Raw genomic sequence first — 17908 nt, 5'->3', positions numbered from 1 at the left:
GATCTACGTCCGTTTTGGTATTCCTGGGGTCGGCGGTGTTCCCGGTGCCCGGCGACGACCGCTCAGCTGCCCGGGGGCGCCTGGTTGGTGCCGCCCCCGCCGCCCGCCTCGGTCGCGGTCGGCGTCGGCTCGCCCTGGGTCGGCCCGGTGGTGGGCGTCTCCGTCGGGGCGGGCCCGGTGGTGGCCGGCTCCGACGGGGTGGGCGGCGCGGACTTCGTCGGCAGTGGTACGGACGAGCCGTTCGGCAGCGGCGTCGGGCTGACCGACGCCGACGGCGACGGCTTCTCGGACTGGTTGGTCGGGCGGGGCGGACGCTGCGACTCGTCGGAGCCGGTCTCCTCGACCACCGCCGGCACCTCCGTCCGGTCGGTGGGCGCCACGGCCGGTCCGGTGCTGCGGATGTTCGGCACCCCGCTGTCGAGCGACTTCGAGGCGCCCAGCGCGGCACCGAGCGCGGTCAGCGCCACCAGCACCGCGGCCAGCGCACCGACCAGGGAGCCCCGGCGGCCCCGCCGCGACCCCGAGCCGACCACCGTCGTCGACGTCGCCGACGGGCCGACGCGGACGCCGTCGGCCCCGGACGGGTCGCGCAGCGGCGGCGTCACCAGCGCGGTGGCGGCGGTGTCGTCGCCGGCGGCGGCACGGGCGGCGGTGGCCATCTCGGCGCCGGTGGCGAAGCGGTCCGCCGGGTCCTTCTCCAGCGCCCGCGCCACCAGGGCCCGGACCGCCGCCGGGATGTCCGCGGGCAGCTCCGGCGGCTCGTCGTCCAGGTGGCGCACGGCCACCTGGAGCGGATTGTCCCCGGTGAACGGCGGCTGCCCGGTCAGGCAGCAGTACGCCACCGCGCCGAGGGCGTAGATGTCGGTGGCGGCCGAGACGGGCCGGCCGGACGCCTGCTCGGGCGCCATGTAGAGGGCGGTGCCCGGCACCGCGTTCGTGCTGGTGATGCTCGTCATGTTGGTGGAGCGGGCGACGCCGAAGTCGACCAGCACCACCGTGCCGTCCTCCTGCACCAGCAGGTTGCTCGGCTTGACGTCGCGGTGCACGATGCCGCCGGCGTGCGCGGCGTGCAGGGCCTGGGCGGCCTGCGCCACGACCGACATCGTCTCGGCCACGTCCAGGTGGCCGGCGGACTCGATCCGCCGCGACAGCGGTTCGCCCTCGACGAACTCCATGACCAGGTAGTCGGCCCGGCCGCCGTCGGCGAGCCGGTCCTCGCCGCAGTCGAAGACCTGCACGATGCCGGGGTGCCGCAGCGCCGCCATGATCCGTGCCTCGGCGCGGAACCGGGCGATGAAGTCGGGGTCCGAGACGAGCGCCGGCAGCAGCACCTTCACCGCGACCTGGCGACCCAGAACCAGGTCGGTGGCCCGCCACACGTCGCCCATGCCGCCGGTGGCGACACGTTCGTCCAGGCGGTAGCGACCGCTGAGCACGACCTCGGATGACAACACCCCCATACCGTACCCAGGGTCCTCCCGTCCGGCAGACGCCGATATCCCTTCCGGCTTTTTCTGGGACGACCTGTCCAGTTCCCGGCGGGGATCGACCTGACCGCCGGTCACCGGTGCCTGACGTGCGGTCACCGGCGGTGCGTCGTGACCTCGGGGCCGGGGCGACCGGCGTCGCGGGTGGGCGTCCGGCGGGTGATCGGTGTTACTCCGACGCGCCGCCAGCGGGATTGATCTATCTCACTCTTTCCGCCCCGTCGACCGCTTGCCTACGCCCCACTCCGGCTCCTAGTGTTGCCCCCTCTGGCCCGTCCCGGTGCCGGTACCGCGCCCAGACCCGACGCCGTACTCTCCCCGGCGGCGACCAGACGGGTCACCCGGCCTCCGGCGTCGGGTGCGAGCGGGGCAGCGGGGGGCTGAAGGTGCGCGAAGGGGTCCGCTGGTCGGGCCGGGGCGGCGGCGTGTCCGCCGGCCGCCGGCCCGGGTCGGTCGACGGGGCGGTCCGGCCGTGACCGACGACCTGACCGGGGCGGTCGCGGCGGCGCAGGCCGGCGACGAGGAGTCGTTCCGGATCCTCTACCGCAGCCTCCAACCGGGCCTGCTGCGCTACCTCACCGCGCTCGTCGGCCCCGATGCCGAGGACGTGGCCTCCGAGACCTGGTTGCAGATCGCCCGGGACCTGTCCCGGTTCACCGGCGGCGAGTTCCGCGCCTGGGCGGTGACCATCGCCCGGAACCGGGCCATGGACCACCTCCGCCGGCAGCGTCGCCGCCCGTCCCTGCCGGTGCCCGTCCAGGCCCTCACCGACCTCGCCGGCGACGCCGACACCGCCGAACGGGCCGGCGAGACGATCGGCACCGAGTCCGCGCTGGCGTTGATCGCCACCCTGCCGCCCCGGGAGGCCGAGGCGGTGCTGCTGCGGGCGGTCATCGGGCTCGACGCCGAGACCGCCGGCCGGGTGCTCGGCCGCCGGCCGGGTGCCGTCCGTACGGCCGCTCACCGGGGGCTGCGCCGGCTGGCCGCGATGCTGGAACGCGGCGACGCCCCCCGGTCGTCCGACGACGGGCGGGTCACCCCGCCCCGCCCCCGGCCGACGCCGCACGCGTCGCGGGCCGAGCCGGCGGACGGCTGACATGAGGGGAGACTGGATGAACCTCCGCCGGTCGGCCCGCTCCGGCCGGCCGGTCAGCCGGGCCGAGGCCGAGCGGCTGCTCGGTCCGACCGGGCCCGGGGCCCCGCCGTCCACCGACGACCCGCTCACCCGGTTGCTGGCCGCAGCCGCCGCGCCGGCCCGACCCGACGAACTCGCCGGCGAGCAGGCGGCGCTGGCGGCGTTCCGGGCCGCCCGGGGCGCGGCGGCACCCGGGCCCGCCCCGGCCGGCCGGCGGCGTCCCCGGCTCACTACCGGCGTGGTGGCCTGGATCGCCGCGCTGGCCGCCACCGCCACCGCCGGGGTGGCCTTCGCCGCGGTGACCCTTGACCGTCCCGCCGAGCGGGTGCCCGGACCCGTCCCGTCCGTCACCGGGACCGGATCGACCCCACCGTCCCCGCACCGGTCCGACCCGTCCCGGCAGAGCCCGTCGCGTCGCCCCGGCGGCACCGCGCCCGGTGGCGGCCCCTCGGCACCCCCCGCACCGCCCGGCCACAGCGGGCCGGCGAGCGCCGGCAAGCTGGTCGGGCAGTGCCGGGCGTACCTGGCCAAGCCGCCCCCGCAGCGGGCCAAGGCGCTGACCAAGCCCGGCTACGCCGACCTGGTGGCCGCCGCGGGCGGGACCGACCGGGTGGAGGCGTACTGCCGCACCCTGGTCCCGGAGCACCCACCGGCCGGTCCGGCCGGCGGCACTGGCGGGCCACCCTCAGCCACCGGCGGGCCCGCCGCCAGCACCGGCGGTCCGGCCGGCCCCGGCGGCGGGCCCGGCCACAAGAACTAGTCGAAAAGGCTTCACAAATATTTCTTCCCGTCGGGTCTGCGGGATCGGTCCCCGAGACAGAAGATGGAGGACGGGCCGGCCCACGGCGGCCCTGCCTACCGGCCGGCACGGCCGTACCCTGCGTCGGGAGGGGACCGTCTCGTGGTGACGTCGCCGGGGCTGGACCGGTCGACCGTGCTCGGCGAGGTCGCCGGGGCGGCCGGGCATCTGGCCCGCATCTGCTTCAAGACCGGGCCACCCACCCTCACCGGCGTCGAACTGGAATGGACCGTCCACGACGCCGCCGACCCCGCCCGGCCACTGGACCGGGCGCGGCTACGAGCGGCACTCGGGCCACACAGCCCACCCACCCTGGACGACACCGGCCCGGCCCGCCCCCTGCGGCACGGCAGCACCGTGACCGTCGAGCCGGGCGGCCAGGTGGAGGTGTCCACCGCGCCGCGATCCTCGGTCGCCGCGCTGGTCTCGGCCACCCAGGCCGACATCGACGAACTTGACGCCCTGCTCGCCCGTGCCGGACTGGTGCGCGGGCGGACCGGCATCGACCCGTGGCGGGCCCCCCGCCCGGTGGTCGACACCCCGCGCTACCGCGCCATGCGCTGCGTCTTCGACCGGCGCGGCCCGGCCGGGCAGACCATGATGTACAGCACCGCCGGCCTCCAGGTCTGCCTCGACGTCGGCCCGGCCGCCGGCCTCGCCGAGCGTTGGGCGGCGGTGCACGCCATCGGGCCACCGCTGGTGGCGGCCTTCGCCACCGCCGACCGGCACGCCGGCCGGCCCACCGGCTGGGCGTCCGCCCGGATGGCCGCCTGGCTGGACATCGACCCGGCCCGCACCGGCCCGGTCTGGTCGGCGCAGCAGCCGGACCGGGACCCGGTCGCCGCCTGGACGGAGTACGTCCTCGCCGCACCGTTGCTGTGCCTGCGCCACGACGGCCCGGACTGGACGCCCCCGCCCGGGGTCACGTTCGCCGACTGGATAGCCGGGGCACTGCCCGACCCGCCCACCACCGACGACCTGGAATACCACGTCAGCACCCTCTTCCCACCGGTACGCCCGCGCGGCTACCTGGAGGTCCGCTACCTCGACGCCCAACCCGGCCGGGACTGGACGCTCCCGCTGGCCGTGCTGACCGCGCTGCTGGGCGACGACCGGACGGTCCGGGCGACCCGGACGATCGCCACGCCGGTGGCCGACCGCTGGCGCACCGCCGCCCGGCGTGGGCTGGCCGACCCGGCCCTGGCGAGGGCCGCCGCGGCCCTGCTCGACCTGGCCCGGGAGACGCTACCGACGCTCGACCTGCCGACCGACATCCACCACGAGATCGACCGCGGGCTCCGCCGACGGATCGCCGCGGCGCAGAGGGGAGACCGGTGACCACCACCGAACAGCCGGGCGCGCAGCCCGAGCCGCTGCGCAGCCGGATCGCCGCCGAACTCGCCCGGACCCGGGCCCGTACCGACGCGTTGACCGGCGCGGTCGACGACGACGACCTGGTCCGGCAGCACTCGACGCTGATGTCCCCCCTGGTCTGGGATCTCGCCCACGTGGGCAACCAGGAGGAACTGTGGCTGGTCCGCGACGTCGGCGGGCGGGAGCCGGTGCGGCGCGACATCGACGACCTGTACGACGCGTTCAAACAGCCCCGCAGGGACCGCCCCTCCCTGCCGCTGCTGCCCCCGGCCGAGGCACGGGCCTACGTGGCGACCGTGCGGGACAAGGTGCACGACCTGCTCGACGGGGTCCGGTTCACCGAGCGGCCGCTGGTCACCGACGGCTTCGTCTTCGGCATGATCGTGCAGCACGAGCAGCAGCACGACGAGACCATGCTCGCCACCCACCAGCTGCGCTCCGGGCCGCCGGTGCTCGACGCGCCCCCGCCCCCCGAACCCCGGGCCCGGGTTGCCGCCGAGGTGCTGGTGCCGGCGGGGCCGTTCACCATGGGCACCTCGACCGACCCGTGGGCGCTGGACAACGAACGTCCGGCGCACACCGTCGACCTGCCCGCGTACGTCATCGACGCCGCGCCGGTCAGCAACGGCGCGTACCGGGAGTTCCTCGCCGACGGCGGGTACGACGACCCGCGCTGGTGGAGCGCGGCCGGCTGGCGGCACCGCACCGAGGCCGGGCTGACCGCGCCGATGCACTGGCGACGCGACGGCGACGGCTGGGCGTACCAGCGGTTCGGCCGGTGGGCCCCGGTACGCGACGACGAGCCGGTGGTGCACGTCTGCTGGCACGAGGCGCAGGCGTACGCGAGGTGGGCCGGCAAACGGCTGCCGACCGAGGCGGAGTGGGAGAAGGCGGCCCGCTGGGACCCGGTGACCGGCCGGTCCCGGCGCTGGCCGTGGGGCGACGACGAGCCGACCGCCGAGCACGCCAACCTGGGGCAGCGGCACCTGTGGCCGGCGCCGGTCGGGGCCTACCCGGCGGGCGCCTCGCCGCTCGGCGTGCACCAGCTCATCGGCGACGTCTGGGAGTGGACGGCGAGCCCCTTCCACGGCCATCCCGGCTTCGCCGTCTTCCCCTACCGGGAGTATTCGGAGGTGTTCTTCGGCGGTGACTACCGGGTGCTGCGCGGCGGCTCGTTCGGCACCGACCGGGCGGCCTGCCGGGGCACCTTCCGCAACTGGGACCACCCGATCCGGCGGCAGATCTTCAGCGGTTTCCGCTGCGCCCGTGACGCCCGGCCCGAGGAGGCCCACGGGTGAGAGGCGGCGTCGCCTGATGTGCCGGCACCTGGCGTACCTCGGCCCCCCGGTGACCCTGCGGTCGCTGCTGTACGACCCGCCGCACTCGCTGGTCCGGCAGTCCTGGGCCCCCCGGGACATGCGCGGCGGCGGCACGGTCAACGCCGACGGCTTCGGCGTCGGCTGGTACCCCGGCACCGGCGGGGACGACGGTCGCGGCGGGGCCCCGGTGCGGTACCGCCGGGCCGGCCCGATCTGGTCCGACCCGACGCTGCCCGAACTGGCCGCGGTGACCACCTCCGGCGCGGTGCTGGCGGCGGTGCGCTCCGGCACGGTCGGCATGCCGGTGCAGGAGAGCGCCGCCGCGCCGTTCGCCGAGGGACGGTGGCTGTTCAGCCACAACGGGGTGGTGCGCGGCTGGCCGGACTCGGTGGTCGGGCCGGCCGGCGACCTGCCGGTGCGGGACCTGCTCACCCTCGACGCGCCGACCGACTCGGCGCTGCTGTGGGCGCTGGTCCGGCACCGGCTGCGGGCCGGCGCGTCGCCGACCGGGGCGGTCGTCGCGACCGTCCGGGAGGTGGCCGCCGCGGCCCCGGGATCACGGCTGAACCTGCTGCTCACCGACGGCGTGTCGGTGGTGGCGAGCGTGTGGGGCCACGCGTTGTCGGTGCGCGCCGACGACGGCACGGCGCTGCTGGCCTCCGAGCCGGTGGACGACGCGCCCGGCTGGCGGGAGGTGCCCGACCGGCGGTGGGTCCGGGCGGGACCGGACGGCGTGCACGTCGGCGAACTGGATTGACCGGACGGGACAGCACCTTCTCGGTGCGGGAGAGGACGACATGAGCGCGGAACCGCTGGAGATCTACCTGGAGGAACGGGACCTCGACCGGGCGTTGCGGTCCGACGTGCGGACCGGGCTGGCCGCCGACCCCAAGTGGCTGCCCCCGAAGTGGTTCTACGACGCCCGGGGCAGCGAGTTGTTCGAGGAGATCACCCGGCTGCCGGAGTACTACCCGACCCGGGCGGAACGGGCCGTGCTGGCCGTCCGGGCGCCCGACATCGCGGCGGCGACCGGGGCGAAGACCCTGATCGAGCTGGGCTCCGGTTCCTCGGAGAAGACCCGGCTGCTGCTGGACGCGTTCACCCGGCACGGCGGGCTGGGCACCTTCGTGCCGCTGGACGTGTCGGTGAGCGCGCTGCGGCAGTCCACCGCGCAGATCGCCACCGACTATCCGGCGCTGCGGGTACGCGGCATCGTCGGCGACTTCACCAGGCAACTCGACCGGCTGCCGACCGGCGGTCGCCGGTTGGTGGTCTTCCTGGGCGGCACCATCGGCAACCTGGTGCCGGCCGAGCGGGCCGACTTCCTGGCCGCCATGCGCGCCGCCCTGGAGCCGGGCGACCACCTGCTCGTCGGCACCGACCTGGTCAAGGACCCGGCGGTGATCGTGCCGGCGTACGACGACGCGGCCGGGGTCACCGCCGAGTTCAACCGCAACGTGCTGCGGGTGATCAACCGGGAGCTGGCCGCCGACTTCGACCCGGACGCGTTCGCCCACGTCGCCCACTGGGACCCGGCGCGGGAGTGGATCGAGATGCGGCTGCGGGCCCGACGCCCGATGCGGGTCCGCGTCGACGCCCTCGACCTGACCGTCGACTTCGCCGCCGACGAGGAGCTGCGCACGGAGGTGTCGGCGAAGTTCCGGCCGGCGGGGATCGGCGCGGAGCTGACGGCGGCCGGGTTCCTGCCGACGGAGTTCTGGACCGACCCGGACGGCCTGTTCGGGGTCACCCTGGCCCGCGCCGCCTGACCGCCGGCGGTCAGGCCGGCCGGTCCGCCGCCGACCGGGCCCGACCGTCGGTGACGACACCGCCGGCCCGGTGCGTCGGGGCGTCGACGGGCACCCTGCGGGGTGACGTGGCGCACCCGGCGCACCGGCCGGTCGGGCCGGTCGGTTAGGCTGGCGGGGCGAAGGGGAGTAGCCCCCAATGTCGTGGTCGACACACTGGTGCGTTCCGCACCCGGCCACGCGGCCCCACCAGCGGTGGGGCGGGCGAGACCTTCGACTCAGGCTGTCACACAGCCGGGTCGAGGTCGCCCCGTCACCTCCTCCCGGCCTGATCGGGAAGGTTCCTCATGGACGGTTTCCTCGTCGCGCTGGTTGTCAGCTTCGGCGTCATCTTCGTCGCCGAGCTGGGGGACAAGTCCCAGCTCATGGCGCTCACGTTCGCCACCCGGTTCAAGACGGTCCCGGTGCTGATCGGCATCACCGTCGCCACCGCGATCGTGCACCTGGCCTCGGTGGCGATCGGCGTCGGCCTGAACGCGGCGCTGCCCACCGGGTGGATCTCGCTGGCCGCCGGCCTGGCGTTCCTCGGCTTCGGCGTGTGGACGCTGCGTGGCGACAAGCTCACCGAGGAGGAGAAGCGCAAGGCGGAGAAGACCGGCAAGTCCGCCATCTTCGCCGTCGGTGTCGCGTTCTTCCTGGCCGAGCTGGGCGACAAGACGATGCTCGCCACCATCACCCTGGCCACCAAGTACGGCTGGTTCGGCACCTGGCTCGGCTCGACGCTGGGCATGGTGGCCGCCGACGCGTTGGCGATCCTGGTCGGCCGGCTGCTCGGCCGGCACCTGCCGGAGCGGACCATCCGCTACGGCGCGGCGGTGCTCTTCGCCATCTGCGGCCTGTGGCTGATCCTGGAGGCGGTACGGGAGCTGTCCTGACTCCGACTAGCCGGGGTGCGGGCGGGTAACGCCACCCGGTGAGGCTGGACGAGCTGCTGCGCCACGGCGACGCGGTCGTGGTGGGGGTCGTGGAGACCATCGGCGCGACAGTCATCGTCGTCGGTGCGCTCTGGGCGGCGCTGCGGATCGTGGTCGAGGGACTGCGGCACCGCAGCGCCGCCGTGTTCACCCCGATCCGGCTCTCCCTCGGCCGGTTCCTCACCCTCGGCCTGGAGTTCCAACTGGCGGCGGACATCCTGCGGACCGCGGTGTCGCCGACCTTCGCCCAGCTCGGTCAGCTGGCGGCGATCGCCACCATCCGGACCGCGTTGAACGTCGTGCTGCGCCGGGAGATCGCCCAGGAGAAACGGCAGGTGGACGCCGGTGACGGGCCGAGCCGCGACCCGCGGCCGGCCCCGGGCGGCAGCGGTGGGACCCCCGGATGACCGACCTCGCGGTGCCGCTCGCCACCGTGGTGAGCACGCTCGCCCTCGGTGTCGGCGGCGCGGTGCTGCTGACCGTCGGGTCCTGGCGGACCGCCCTGCGGGTCCTGCTGGACCTGCTGGTCGCGGCGGGCCTGCTGCGGCTGGCCGGCGGGCCGGGCTGGCCGGCGCTGGCGTCGGCGGTCGCGGTCGTCGTGCTGCGCCGCATGCTCTGGTCCGGCCTCGCCCCGGCGTCGCCGGCCGCGCCGCCGACTACCGACCCCCCGGCGTGGGTAAGCCGAGCACATCCCCACCGGGGGCAGCAGGGCACGAACCGGATGTGACGGAAGGATTCCCCTATGAGCCGGCACGACGAGCCGAACGAGTACGGCTTCGCGGGCGGGGCCACCGCCCCGCAGCCCCCACCGGGCGGCCGCTCCGACGAGCAGGACCGCGCCGAGGCGGTCGCGGTGCCGGGCGACGACCTGACCGGGTCGGTCACCGAGGCGCTGGAGGAGACCGAACCGGACGAGCGGGACGACGCGGCCCGGCGACGCCGTTGAGCGGCCGGCCACCGTCCGCCCGGCGGCACACACCGGGCGGACGGTGGGTTCAGCGTGGTGAGGGCAGGGTGGACAACCGGGGGGTGTCGTCGACCCGGGCGTGGTGGTCGTCGCAGCACGCCGCCAGCCGTTTGACCAGCTCCTCCGGGTCGCCGTACGGGTCGAGACCGGCCAGTTCCGCCGGGTCCAGTGCGGGGACCCGGACGTGGGAGATGAGCGGGTGCAGCGGCCGGCTGTCGATCTCGTCTACACCGAACAGGTCCTCGTGCAGCTTCTCCCCGGGGCGCAGGCCGGTGTAGACGATCTCGGGGGGCTGGGCCGCCTCGGCCGCCAGCCGCTGGGCCACCTCGGCGATGCGTACCGGCTCGCCCATGTCCAGCACCAGCGCCTCCCCGCCCCGGCCGACGACGGCGGCCTGGAGCACCAGGTGCACCGCCTCCTGCACGGTCATGAAGTACCGGGTCACGTCCGGGTGGGTCACGGTGATCGGCAGCCCGGCCCGGACCTGGGCCTGGAAGGCGGTGAGCACCGAACCCCGGCTGCTGAGCACGTTGCCGAAGCGGACGCTGAGGAACGCCCCGCCGTACCGGTCGGCGTAGTGCGCCGTCAGCCGCTCGGTGATCCGCTTGGAGTAGCCGAGGACGCTGATCGGATTGGCCGCCTTGTCGGTGGAGATGTTGACGAACTCGGCGACGTCGCGGCACGCCTCCAGCAGGTTCAGCGTGCCCTGGACGTTGGTCTTGACCGCCTCGCCCGGGTGTCGCTGCAACAGGGTGAGGTGTTTGAGGGCGGCGGCGTGGAAGACGATGTCGGGCCGCCGTTCGGCGATGATCCGGGCGATCCCGTCGGCGTCGCGGAGGTCGGCGAGGATCAGCTCCGGCCCGTCCAGCAGCGCCCGCCCGTGCAGGGACATCTGGAGCGCGTGCAGCGCCGACTCGTCCCGGTCGAGCATCATCAGCTCGCCGGGGTCGCAGCGGGCGATCTGCCGGCACAGCTCGGAGCCGATCGAGCCGCCCGCCCCGGTGACCAGCACCCGGCGTCCGGCGAGCCCGTTGCGCTCCACGGGTAGTTCGGCCACCCGCTGGGCCCGCCCGAGCAGGTCGGTGAGTTGCAGGTCGCGGACGGCGTGCGCGGTGACCGGGCGGTCCAGCAGTTCGCGTACGGGCGGCAGCACCTTGAACGCGGCGCCGGCCTGCAGGGTGCGGCTGCGCACGTCGCGCATCAGCTCGGCGTCCGAGCCGTTGATCGAGAAGATCACCGTGCCGGCCCGGGTGGCGCGGACGGCCTGGATCAGTTGCTCCCGGCCGCCGAGCACCCGTAGCCCGGCCACCCGCAGCCCCTGCCGCTCGGGGTCGTCGTCGAGCAGCCCCACCGGCAGGTATCCGCTGGTCGGGTCGCCGAGCAGCACCCGGACGAGGCGTTCGCTGGCCGCGTCGACCCCGTAGATCAGGGTCCGGTCGGCCGAGCGGGCGGGCCGGGTGTCGCGGTCGCGTCGCCACCGGTAGGTGACCCGGCCGGCCCCCATCAGCAGCAGCGCCACGGCGGCGCCGAGGATCGGCACGCTGGCCGGGACGGGGCGTTCGGCCATCGGCAGCAGCGCGGCCAGCGCCACGGCGGCGGCCAGCGCGACCGTCCCGCCCAGGTCGCGGGCCTCGCCGACGCTGCCGACCGGGTGCCGGCCCCGGGCGGTGAACCGGACCTGTTCGAGCGCCGCGTGGATGACCGCGCACACGCCGGCGGCGCCGAGGGCGAGGGCGCACTGCCGGGGGGTGATGCCGAACTCGTACCGGGCCCAGGAGGCGACCAGGAAACCCGCGCACCAGGAGGCGGTGTCGAGCGTTAGCAAGGACAGGGCCTTCGCGCGTCGCGTGACCCAGTCGCGCCGCTGGCTGGGGTCGTCGTCGGGCCGGGGGGCTACGTGGTTCATTGGCGTCCTCTGCGTTTTGTTCCGTGATTGCGAGGATTCGGCACTGACAAGCGGTTTGCATCGTATACGTTGTTTTTGCAACTTAAAGGGCTACTCGCTGCGTTTAGATACTCTCACGGCGTTATGGGAACCTAGGGAGACTTCGTGCTTTTTCACCAGCTGGCCGTTCCGCCGGAACGGAGGGCGTGATGGACGTCCGCACCTGCCTGCGCCTGGTCCGCCGACACTGGTGGATCGTCCTGGTCACGCTGATGCTGACGGTCGGCTCGGCGGCGCTGGTCACGGTCCGCACGGCGCCCCGTTACGTGGCCTCGGTGACCTTCTTCGTCACCGCCCCCAACCAGGGCGTGAGCAACGCCTACCAGGGCGAACTCTTCCTCCAGCAGCGGGTGAAGTCGTATGCCGACCTGCTGCGCAGCGACCGCCTGGCGCAGGCCGTGGTCGCCGACTCCGGCCTCGGCCTCACCGCCGACGACATCCAGCGCCGGGTCGCCACCTCGACCGAACCGGGCACCGTGCTGCTGCGGGCGAGCGTCACCGACACCGACCAGACCCGGGCCATGAGGGTCACCGAGGCCCTGTCGGCCAAGTTCGTCGAGCTGGTCAAGAAGATCGAGACCACGTCGGACGGCAAGGCCGGGCCGACCCGGATCGAGGTGGTGGGCGGCCCCCGGGTCAGCGCCAGCCCGGTCTCCCCGCAGCCCAACCGCAACCTCGCCCTCGGCGTGCTGGTCGGGCTCCTGCTCGGCGTGGCGCTCGCCGTGCTGCGCGGCATGGTCGACGTACGGCTGCGGGACGCCGCCGGCCTGCAACGCGCCACCGGCAGCCCACTGCTCGGCGACATCCCGTTCGACCAGGGGGCCAAGGCGGCGCCGCTGATCGTCGGCGAGGCGGCGACGTCGGCCCGCGCGGAGGCGGTCCGCAAGCTGCGGACCAACCTGCGCTTCGTGGACGTGCACGAGCCGGCCCGGGTGATCGCGGTGACCAGCGCGTTGCAGGGGGAGGGGAAGACCACCCTGTCCTGCAACCTGGCGATCGCGCTGGCCGAGGCGGGCTGGCGGGTGCTGCTGGTCGACGCCGACCTGCGCCGCCCCAAGGTCGCCGACTACCTCGGTGTCGACGGCGGCGTCGGGCTCACCGACGTGCTCGTCGGCGACGTCCAAGTCGGTGACGTGGTGCAGCGCTGGGGCGACAAGTCCCTGCTGGTGCTGCCCAGCGGCTCGACCCCGCCGAACCCGAGCGAGCTGCTGGGGTCCAAGGCGATGGCCGACCTGCTCCTCGCGCTGCGCGAGTCCGCCGACATCGTGGTGATCGACACCGCGCCGCTGCTGGCCGTCACCGACGGCGTGGTGGTGGCCGTGCAGGCCGACGGCGCGTTGCTCGTCACCCAGCAGGGGCGTACCTCGCGCGCCCAGGCCGCCGCCGCGGCCCGGTCCCTGCACTCGGTGTCGGTGCGGCTGCTCGGGTGTGTGCTCAACATGGCCAAGGTGGCCCGCGCGGACGCCTACCAGTACGAGGCGTACCGGATCGCCACCACGTCGCCGGCGTCGGTGCCGGCCGACCGTGCCACCGCCGCCCACCGCGACGACCAGGGGCTGCACCCGGCCGGCGACCGGACGCAGGAACTCACCCGGCTGCCGCGATGAGTGCCGCCGCGGGCCCGTCCGCCCGTCCCGCCCCGCCCGCCAGAGGCGGGGCGGCGACGGCGGCCCGCGGGCCGGGCGCGTCGGGGGCGGCGGCACGCCGCCGCCCCCCGGCACCGGACCGCGCCGGTCGACGACCCGTCGGCGGTACGCGGGAGGGAGCGCGGCGATGAGGGTCGGAATCCTGTCGTACCACTTCCCGCCGGAGCCGGCGTTCATCCCCGGCAGCCTCGCCGAGGAGATGGCCCGGCGCGGACACGAGGTGCGGGTGCTGACCGGTTTCCCGGACTATCCCGGCGGCCACGTCTATCCCGGGTGGCGGCAGCGCTGGCGGCACGTGACCCACAGCGAGCGGCTGACCGTTCGCCGGGTGCCCCGCTACGCGGGCGGCGACGCCTCGCCCACCGCCCGGATGGCCGGCTACCTCTCCTTCGCCGGCAGCGCGGCGCTCGCCGGACGGCGGTACCTGGCCGGCGTCGACGTGCTCTACGTCTCCCAGTTCCCTGCGACCAGCTTCGCCGCCGCCGGGCTGCTGCGGCTGCTCGGCCGGGTGCCCACCGTGCTGCACGTGCAGGACCTCTGGACCGGGGAGGCCGCGCCCGGTTCGCAGCGACCCGGGCGGATCACCACGACCATGCGCCGGGTGCTGCGGGCGGCCGACGCGGTCGCGGTCACCGCCCCCTCGATGCGGGATCTGGTGCTCGCCGACGGGGTCGCCGGTGACCGGGTGCGTACCGTACCCAACTGGACCGACGAGCGTATCTTCCAGCCGGTGCGTGCCGGCCGGGCCGCCCAGGCGCTGGTCCGCGGGGACGCGCGCTGCGTCGTCATGCACGCCGGCACGATCGGCGAACGGCAGGGTCTGGAGACCGCGGTACGGGCGGCCGCGGCGCTGCACGACCGGATGGACCTGGTGCTGGTCGGCTCCGGGGCGCAGGAGCGCCGGGTGCGGGGCCTGGCCGGCGACCTCGGGGCCGGCAACGTGCGGTTCCTCGACCGGCGGTCGCCGTGGGAGATGCCCGAGCTGTACGCCGCCGCCGACTACCAGCTGGTGACCCTGCGGGATCTGCCGGAGCTGAACGGGACGGTGCCGAGCAAGGTGCAGTCCGCGCTGGCCTGTGCCGCCCCGCTGGTGGCCTCGGCCGGGGGCGACACCGCGGCGCTGGTGGAGCGGGCCCGCGCCGGGTTGTCCTGCCCGCCCGAGGACTGGGCCGCGCTGGCCGACCGGTTCTGGCTGGCCAGCACGATCCCACCGCCCGCGCGGGCGGAGATGGGGCGGCGGGGGCGGGAGACCTACCTGCGGGAGATGTCGCTGCGGGCCGGGGTGGACCGGATCGAGTCGCTGCTGCGGGACGTGGCGTCCCCCCGGGTGCCCGCCGGGCAATCCCGGGCACGCTGATCCATATCCGAAAATTCGGTAACAGCCTGACAGCGACATACTTCGTGCTACAAAGCTCATGAATGGTCATATCGCCCGAAAGTGAGAGCGGAGCAACGGGTGGCGGAGAGCGGTAGATCGCACAGCGGCCGACGGAGACTGCGGCGGCGGACCCGGCGAAGGGTCCGCCGGGCCCTGCTGGTCTGCCTGGTCGTCGGGTCGGTGCTGCTCGGTGCCGCCGGCTGGGTGGGGTTCCGCGGCTGGCAGGCGCGCGCCCACCTGGTCAACGCGGCCGGGCTCGCCCGGGAGCTGAGCACCCAGGTGCTCGGCGGCGACCTCGACCGGGCCCAGCGCACGCTGGCGGCGTTGCAGGAGCAGGCCGGGGCGGCCCGGACCGCCACCGGCGACCCCGGTTGGGCGCTGGCCCGGCACGTCCCGTACGCCGGGGACGACGTGGCGGCCGTCCGGACCATCGCGGTGGCCATCGACGACCTGGCCCGGGAGGCGTTCCCGGCGCTGCTGCGCACCGACCTGACCACGCTGGTGCCGACCGAGGGACGGCTGGACCTGGCCCGGCTGCGGGCCGCCTCGGCCGACCTGACCGCCGCCGACGCCGCCGTGCGCAGGTCCCGGGCCGGCCTCGACGCGGTACCCGCCGAGGACCTGGTCAGCCAGCTCGGCACGGCGCTGACCGAGCTGCGGGGGGAGATCGACCGGCTGGCCGGACTGACCGGAGCGGCGGACCGGGGCGCCCGGGTGCTGCCCGCCCTGCTCGGCGCGGACGGGCCGCGCAGCTACCTGCTGCTCTCGCAGAACCTCGCCGAGCTGCGCGCCACCGGCGGCATGTTCGGCGCGTACGCGGTGATCCACGCCGACGACGGGCGGATCCGGATGCGCGAGCAGGGCACCAGCGCCCAGTTCGGGCGGTTCACCCCCGCGCTGCGGGTGGACGAGGAGGTGCGCCGGCTCTACACCGACCTGCCCGGCATCTACCCGGCCGACGTCAACCTGAGCCCGAACTTCCCCGCCGCGGCGAAGCTGTACCGGGAGATGTACCGGCGGCACAGCGGCGTGACCGTCGACGGGGTGCTGACCGTCGACCCGGTGATGCTGTCCTACCTGCTCCAGGCCACTGGCCCGGTGCAGGTGCCCGGCGACGCCACCCTGGTCAGCAACCAGGTGGTGCGCACCCTGCTCAGCGACGCCTACCAGGGCCGCGATGACACCGGGCAGGACGCCTTCTTCGCCGCCTCGGCCTCCGCCGTCTTCGACGCCTTCCTCACGAAGAAGGTCAACCCAAGAGTGCTTTTGTCGGCTTTGGACCGCTCCATCACGGAAAGACGGATACTGTTCTGGAGTGCCCGATCCACGGAACAGCGGACGTTCGCCGACACCCGGCTCGCCGGTGCGCTCCCCGAACAGGAGAGCACCCCGACCGTCGGGGTCTTCCTCAACGACGGCAGCGGCGCGAAACTCGGCTACTACCTACGGCCGACGGCGATCCTCACCACCGGTGACTGTGCCGACGAGGGACGCCGGCAGCTCAAGCTGCGTTTCACCCTGCACTCCTCGGCCCCCGACTCGGGTCTGGCCAAGTCGGTGCTCGGCCTCGGCATGGCCGGCGACCCCTACACGGCCCGGACCCTGATCTCCGTCTACAGCCCGGCGGGCGGCACGGTGCTCAGCGCCCGGGTCGACGGAAAGCCGACCCCGCTGGGCAGCGGGATCGAACGTCGCCGGCAGGTGGTCATCGCCACCGTCGACGTCGCTCCCGGCGCCACCCGGACCCTCGACGTGGACCTGCTGACCGGCAGGAACACCACGGGCACCGCCGAACTGTGGCACACACCGACCGCCACCCCATGGACCACCCAAGTAGTTCCCGCACCTAGCTGCAAACAGTAGGAGGAGACCATCATGCGGCTATCCCGCATTCTCATGGCGCTGACGGTCGGTCTGGCCATCGTGGCCGTGCCGACCGCCGCGGGGGCTGCTCAGCCGCAGCCACCCGCCGACAGCACGCCGCAGCCGCCACCGTACCCACCCGTCACGCCCTCGCTGACGGCCAACCCGACGACCATCTTCCTCGGCGAGACGGTGGTGCTCACCGGCACCGGCTTCGGGCCGAACGAGATCGTCGACATCGACGTCACCGTGGCGCCCCTCGCCGCGGCCGTGCCTGGGCAGGCGCCGGCCCGACGCAGCGACGGCACCACCGTCGCCATGGTCAAGGTTGACTATTCGCAGCCGCAGCCCGCGCCGCGGCACTTCACGGCGCAGACCGACGCGAACGGGAACTTCACCGTGAGCTACCGGCCGAGCGACGTCGGGCGGATCACCTTCACGGCGACCGGGCGTACCTCGGGCCGTACGGCCAGCACGACGATCACGGTGCTGCCGAAGAAGAAGCCGCACCCGCACCTGCCGGTCACCGGTGACAACCTGAGCACACCGCTCAAGGTCGGCGGCGGGCTCGTCGGCGCCGGTGTGGTGCTGATGCTCACCGCGTTCGGCTGGCGGCGTCGCCACCGGTTCGGCATGACCCGCTGACCCGGAACCACTGCGGTACCCGGTGCCCGTCGGACCTTGCGGTCCGGCGGGCACCGACCGTGCCGGCCGCGCCGCCGACCGCCCCCGGCCGCGGACCGTCACCGCCGTCCGGTTCACTGGACGGGTGGACGAGGTGATCTGGAACGCGGCCCGCGCCGCCCGCGCCTGGCTCGACGCCGCGAACGGCACCGACCAGACCGAGCTGACCTGCCGCATCCTCAAGCTCAGCGAGGAGGCCGGGGAGGCGGCCGGCGCCTGGATCGGCGTGCTCGGCCAGAACCCCCGCAAGGGGGTCACCCACAGCCGTGCGGAGGTGGCCGCCGAGTTGGCAGACGTGGTCTTCACCGCCCTGGTCGCCATCGAGAGCCTGGGCCTGGACGCCCGGTCGGTGGTGACCGCCTGCGCCGCGAAGGTCGAGTCCCGGATCACCCCGTGACTCCCGTGCCGGCCCGAATGGGCGGTACGACCCGCGGTGTCGGTGCGAGGGTTGTCCGGTGTCGTCCGGTCCGACCCCGGTCGCCGTGACCGGCGGCACCCTCCGGCCGGAATCCCGACCCCGCCCCCGGCGTTACACCCCCCGTACGACCGCAGCAGCACGGCCGCCCGGCGGCCGGCGGAATGACCCGAC

17 protein-coding genes are annotated in these 17908 nt (G+C 74.7%); 15 read left to right on the top strand and 2 right to left on the bottom strand.

The window, feature by feature from the left end; translation table 11 throughout:
- Nucleotides 1-62: 62 nt before the first annotated feature.
- Nucleotides 63-1454 (bottom strand): serine/threonine-protein kinase, encoded by a 1392-nt coding sequence (locus tag B5D80_RS25425; RefSeq protein ID WP_169733104.1) that lies wholly within the window; start codon nt 1452-1454, stop codon nt 63-65.
- Between the two features lie 505 nt (nt 1455-1959).
- On the opposite strand from B5D80_RS25425, the gene B5D80_RS25420 reads away from it, so the two are divergent.
- The 10 genes from B5D80_RS25420 (at nt 1960) to B5D80_RS25375 (ending at nt 9782) form a co-directional block, all read left to right on the top strand.
- On the top strand, nt 1960-2583 hold the full coding sequence (locus B5D80_RS25420) for an RNA polymerase sigma factor (protein WP_088646471.1): 624 nt from the start codon (nt 1960-1962) through the stop codon (nt 2581-2583).
- A gap of 16 nt (nt 2584-2599) precedes the next feature.
- Nucleotides 2600-3382 (top strand): hypothetical protein, encoded by a 783-nt coding sequence (locus tag B5D80_RS33480; RefSeq protein WP_088646470.1) that lies wholly within the window; start codon nt 2600-2602, stop codon nt 3380-3382.
- 141 nt (nt 3383-3523) lie between these two features.
- Nucleotides 3524-4759 (top strand): ergothioneine biosynthesis glutamate--cysteine ligase EgtA, encoded by a 1236-nt coding sequence (gene egtA, locus B5D80_RS25410; RefSeq protein WP_088646469.1) that lies wholly within the window; start codon nt 3524-3526, stop codon nt 4757-4759.
- Nucleotides 4756-6093, top strand: coding sequence for an ergothioneine biosynthesis protein EgtB (gene egtB, locus B5D80_RS25405; protein WP_211291645.1), 1338 nt, complete (start codon nt 4756-4758; stop codon nt 6091-6093). Before egtA ends, egtB begins: the two co-directional genes overlap by 4 nt.
- A gap of 16 nt (nt 6094-6109) precedes the next feature.
- Nucleotides 6110-6871 (top strand): ergothioneine biosynthesis protein EgtC, encoded by a 762-nt coding sequence (egtC, locus tag B5D80_RS25400; protein WP_088646468.1) that lies wholly within the window; start codon nt 6110-6112, stop codon nt 6869-6871.
- A gap of 40 nt (nt 6872-6911) precedes the next feature.
- Nucleotides 6912-7883 carry an L-histidine N(alpha)-methyltransferase gene (gene egtD, locus B5D80_RS25395; RefSeq protein WP_088646467.1) on the top strand — a complete coding sequence of 324 codons (972 nt, stop codon included), beginning with the start codon at nt 6912-6914 and terminating at the stop codon, nt 7881-7883.
- 326 nt (nt 7884-8209) lie between these two features.
- Nucleotides 8210-8797 carry a TMEM165/GDT1 family protein gene (locus B5D80_RS25390; protein WP_088646466.1) on the top strand — a complete coding sequence of 196 codons (588 nt, stop codon included), beginning with the start codon at nt 8210-8212 and terminating at the stop codon, nt 8795-8797.
- A 38-nt stretch (nt 8798-8835) separates the two neighbouring features.
- Complete coding sequence (locus B5D80_RS25385) at nt 8836-9243, top strand: DUF1622 domain-containing protein (protein WP_088646465.1); 408 nt, start codon at nt 8836-8838, stop codon at nt 9241-9243.
- A complete protein-coding gene (locus tag B5D80_RS25380; protein WP_088646464.1) occupies nt 9240-9563 on the top strand; it encodes a hypothetical protein in 324 nt (107 codons plus the stop codon). The genes B5D80_RS25385 and B5D80_RS25380 overlap by 4 nt, the downstream gene beginning before the upstream one ends.
- Before the next feature lie 15 nt (nt 9564-9578).
- Entirely contained in the window at nt 9579-9782 is a 204-nt protein-coding gene (locus B5D80_RS25375) for a hypothetical protein (RefSeq protein WP_088646463.1), read from the top strand.
- A 49-nt stretch (nt 9783-9831) separates the two neighbouring features.
- Here the strand turns inward: B5D80_RS25375 and B5D80_RS25370 are convergent, their stop codons facing one another.
- Entirely contained in the window at nt 9832-11709 is a 1878-nt protein-coding gene (locus tag B5D80_RS25370) for a nucleoside-diphosphate sugar epimerase/dehydratase (RefSeq protein ID WP_088646462.1), read from the bottom strand.
- A 188-nt stretch (nt 11710-11897) separates the two neighbouring features.
- Between B5D80_RS25370 and B5D80_RS25365 the strand changes: the two genes are divergently transcribed.
- The 5 genes from B5D80_RS25365 to B5D80_RS25345 all read left to right on the top strand — a co-directional run bounded on the left by B5D80_RS25365 (nt 11898) and on the right by B5D80_RS25345 (nt 17716).
- A complete protein-coding gene (locus B5D80_RS25365; protein ID WP_088646461.1) occupies nt 11898-13355 on the top strand; it encodes a tyrosine-protein kinase domain-containing protein in 1458 nt (485 codons plus the stop codon).
- A 166-nt stretch (nt 13356-13521) separates the two neighbouring features.
- Nucleotides 13522-14751: a glycosyltransferase family 4 protein gene (locus tag B5D80_RS25360; protein WP_088646460.1), complete on the top strand. Its 1230-nt coding sequence runs from the start codon at nt 13522-13524 to the stop codon at nt 14749-14751.
- A gap of 81 nt (nt 14752-14832) precedes the next feature.
- On the top strand, nt 14833-16635 hold the full coding sequence (locus tag B5D80_RS25355) for a DUF4012 domain-containing protein (RefSeq protein WP_245854975.1): 1803 nt from the start codon (nt 14833-14835) through the stop codon (nt 16633-16635).
- A gap of 12 nt (nt 16636-16647) precedes the next feature.
- Nucleotides 16648-17280, top strand: a complete 633-nt coding sequence (locus B5D80_RS25350) for a hypothetical protein (RefSeq protein ID WP_088646458.1) — start codon at nt 16648-16650, stop codon at nt 17278-17280.
- Between the two features lie 124 nt (nt 17281-17404).
- Nucleotides 17405-17716 carry a MazG-like family protein gene (locus tag B5D80_RS25345; RefSeq protein WP_088646493.1) on the top strand — a complete coding sequence of 104 codons (312 nt, stop codon included), beginning with the start codon at nt 17405-17407 and terminating at the stop codon, nt 17714-17716.
- Nucleotides 17717-17908 lie beyond the last annotated feature (192 nt).

The organism is Micromonospora wenchangensis (assembly GCF_002210435.1).
GTDB classification, from domain to species: Bacteria; Actinomycetota; Actinomycetes; order Mycobacteriales; family Micromonosporaceae; genus Micromonospora; species Micromonospora wenchangensis.
This window is presented reverse-complemented; position numbering and strand designations above follow the sequence as displayed.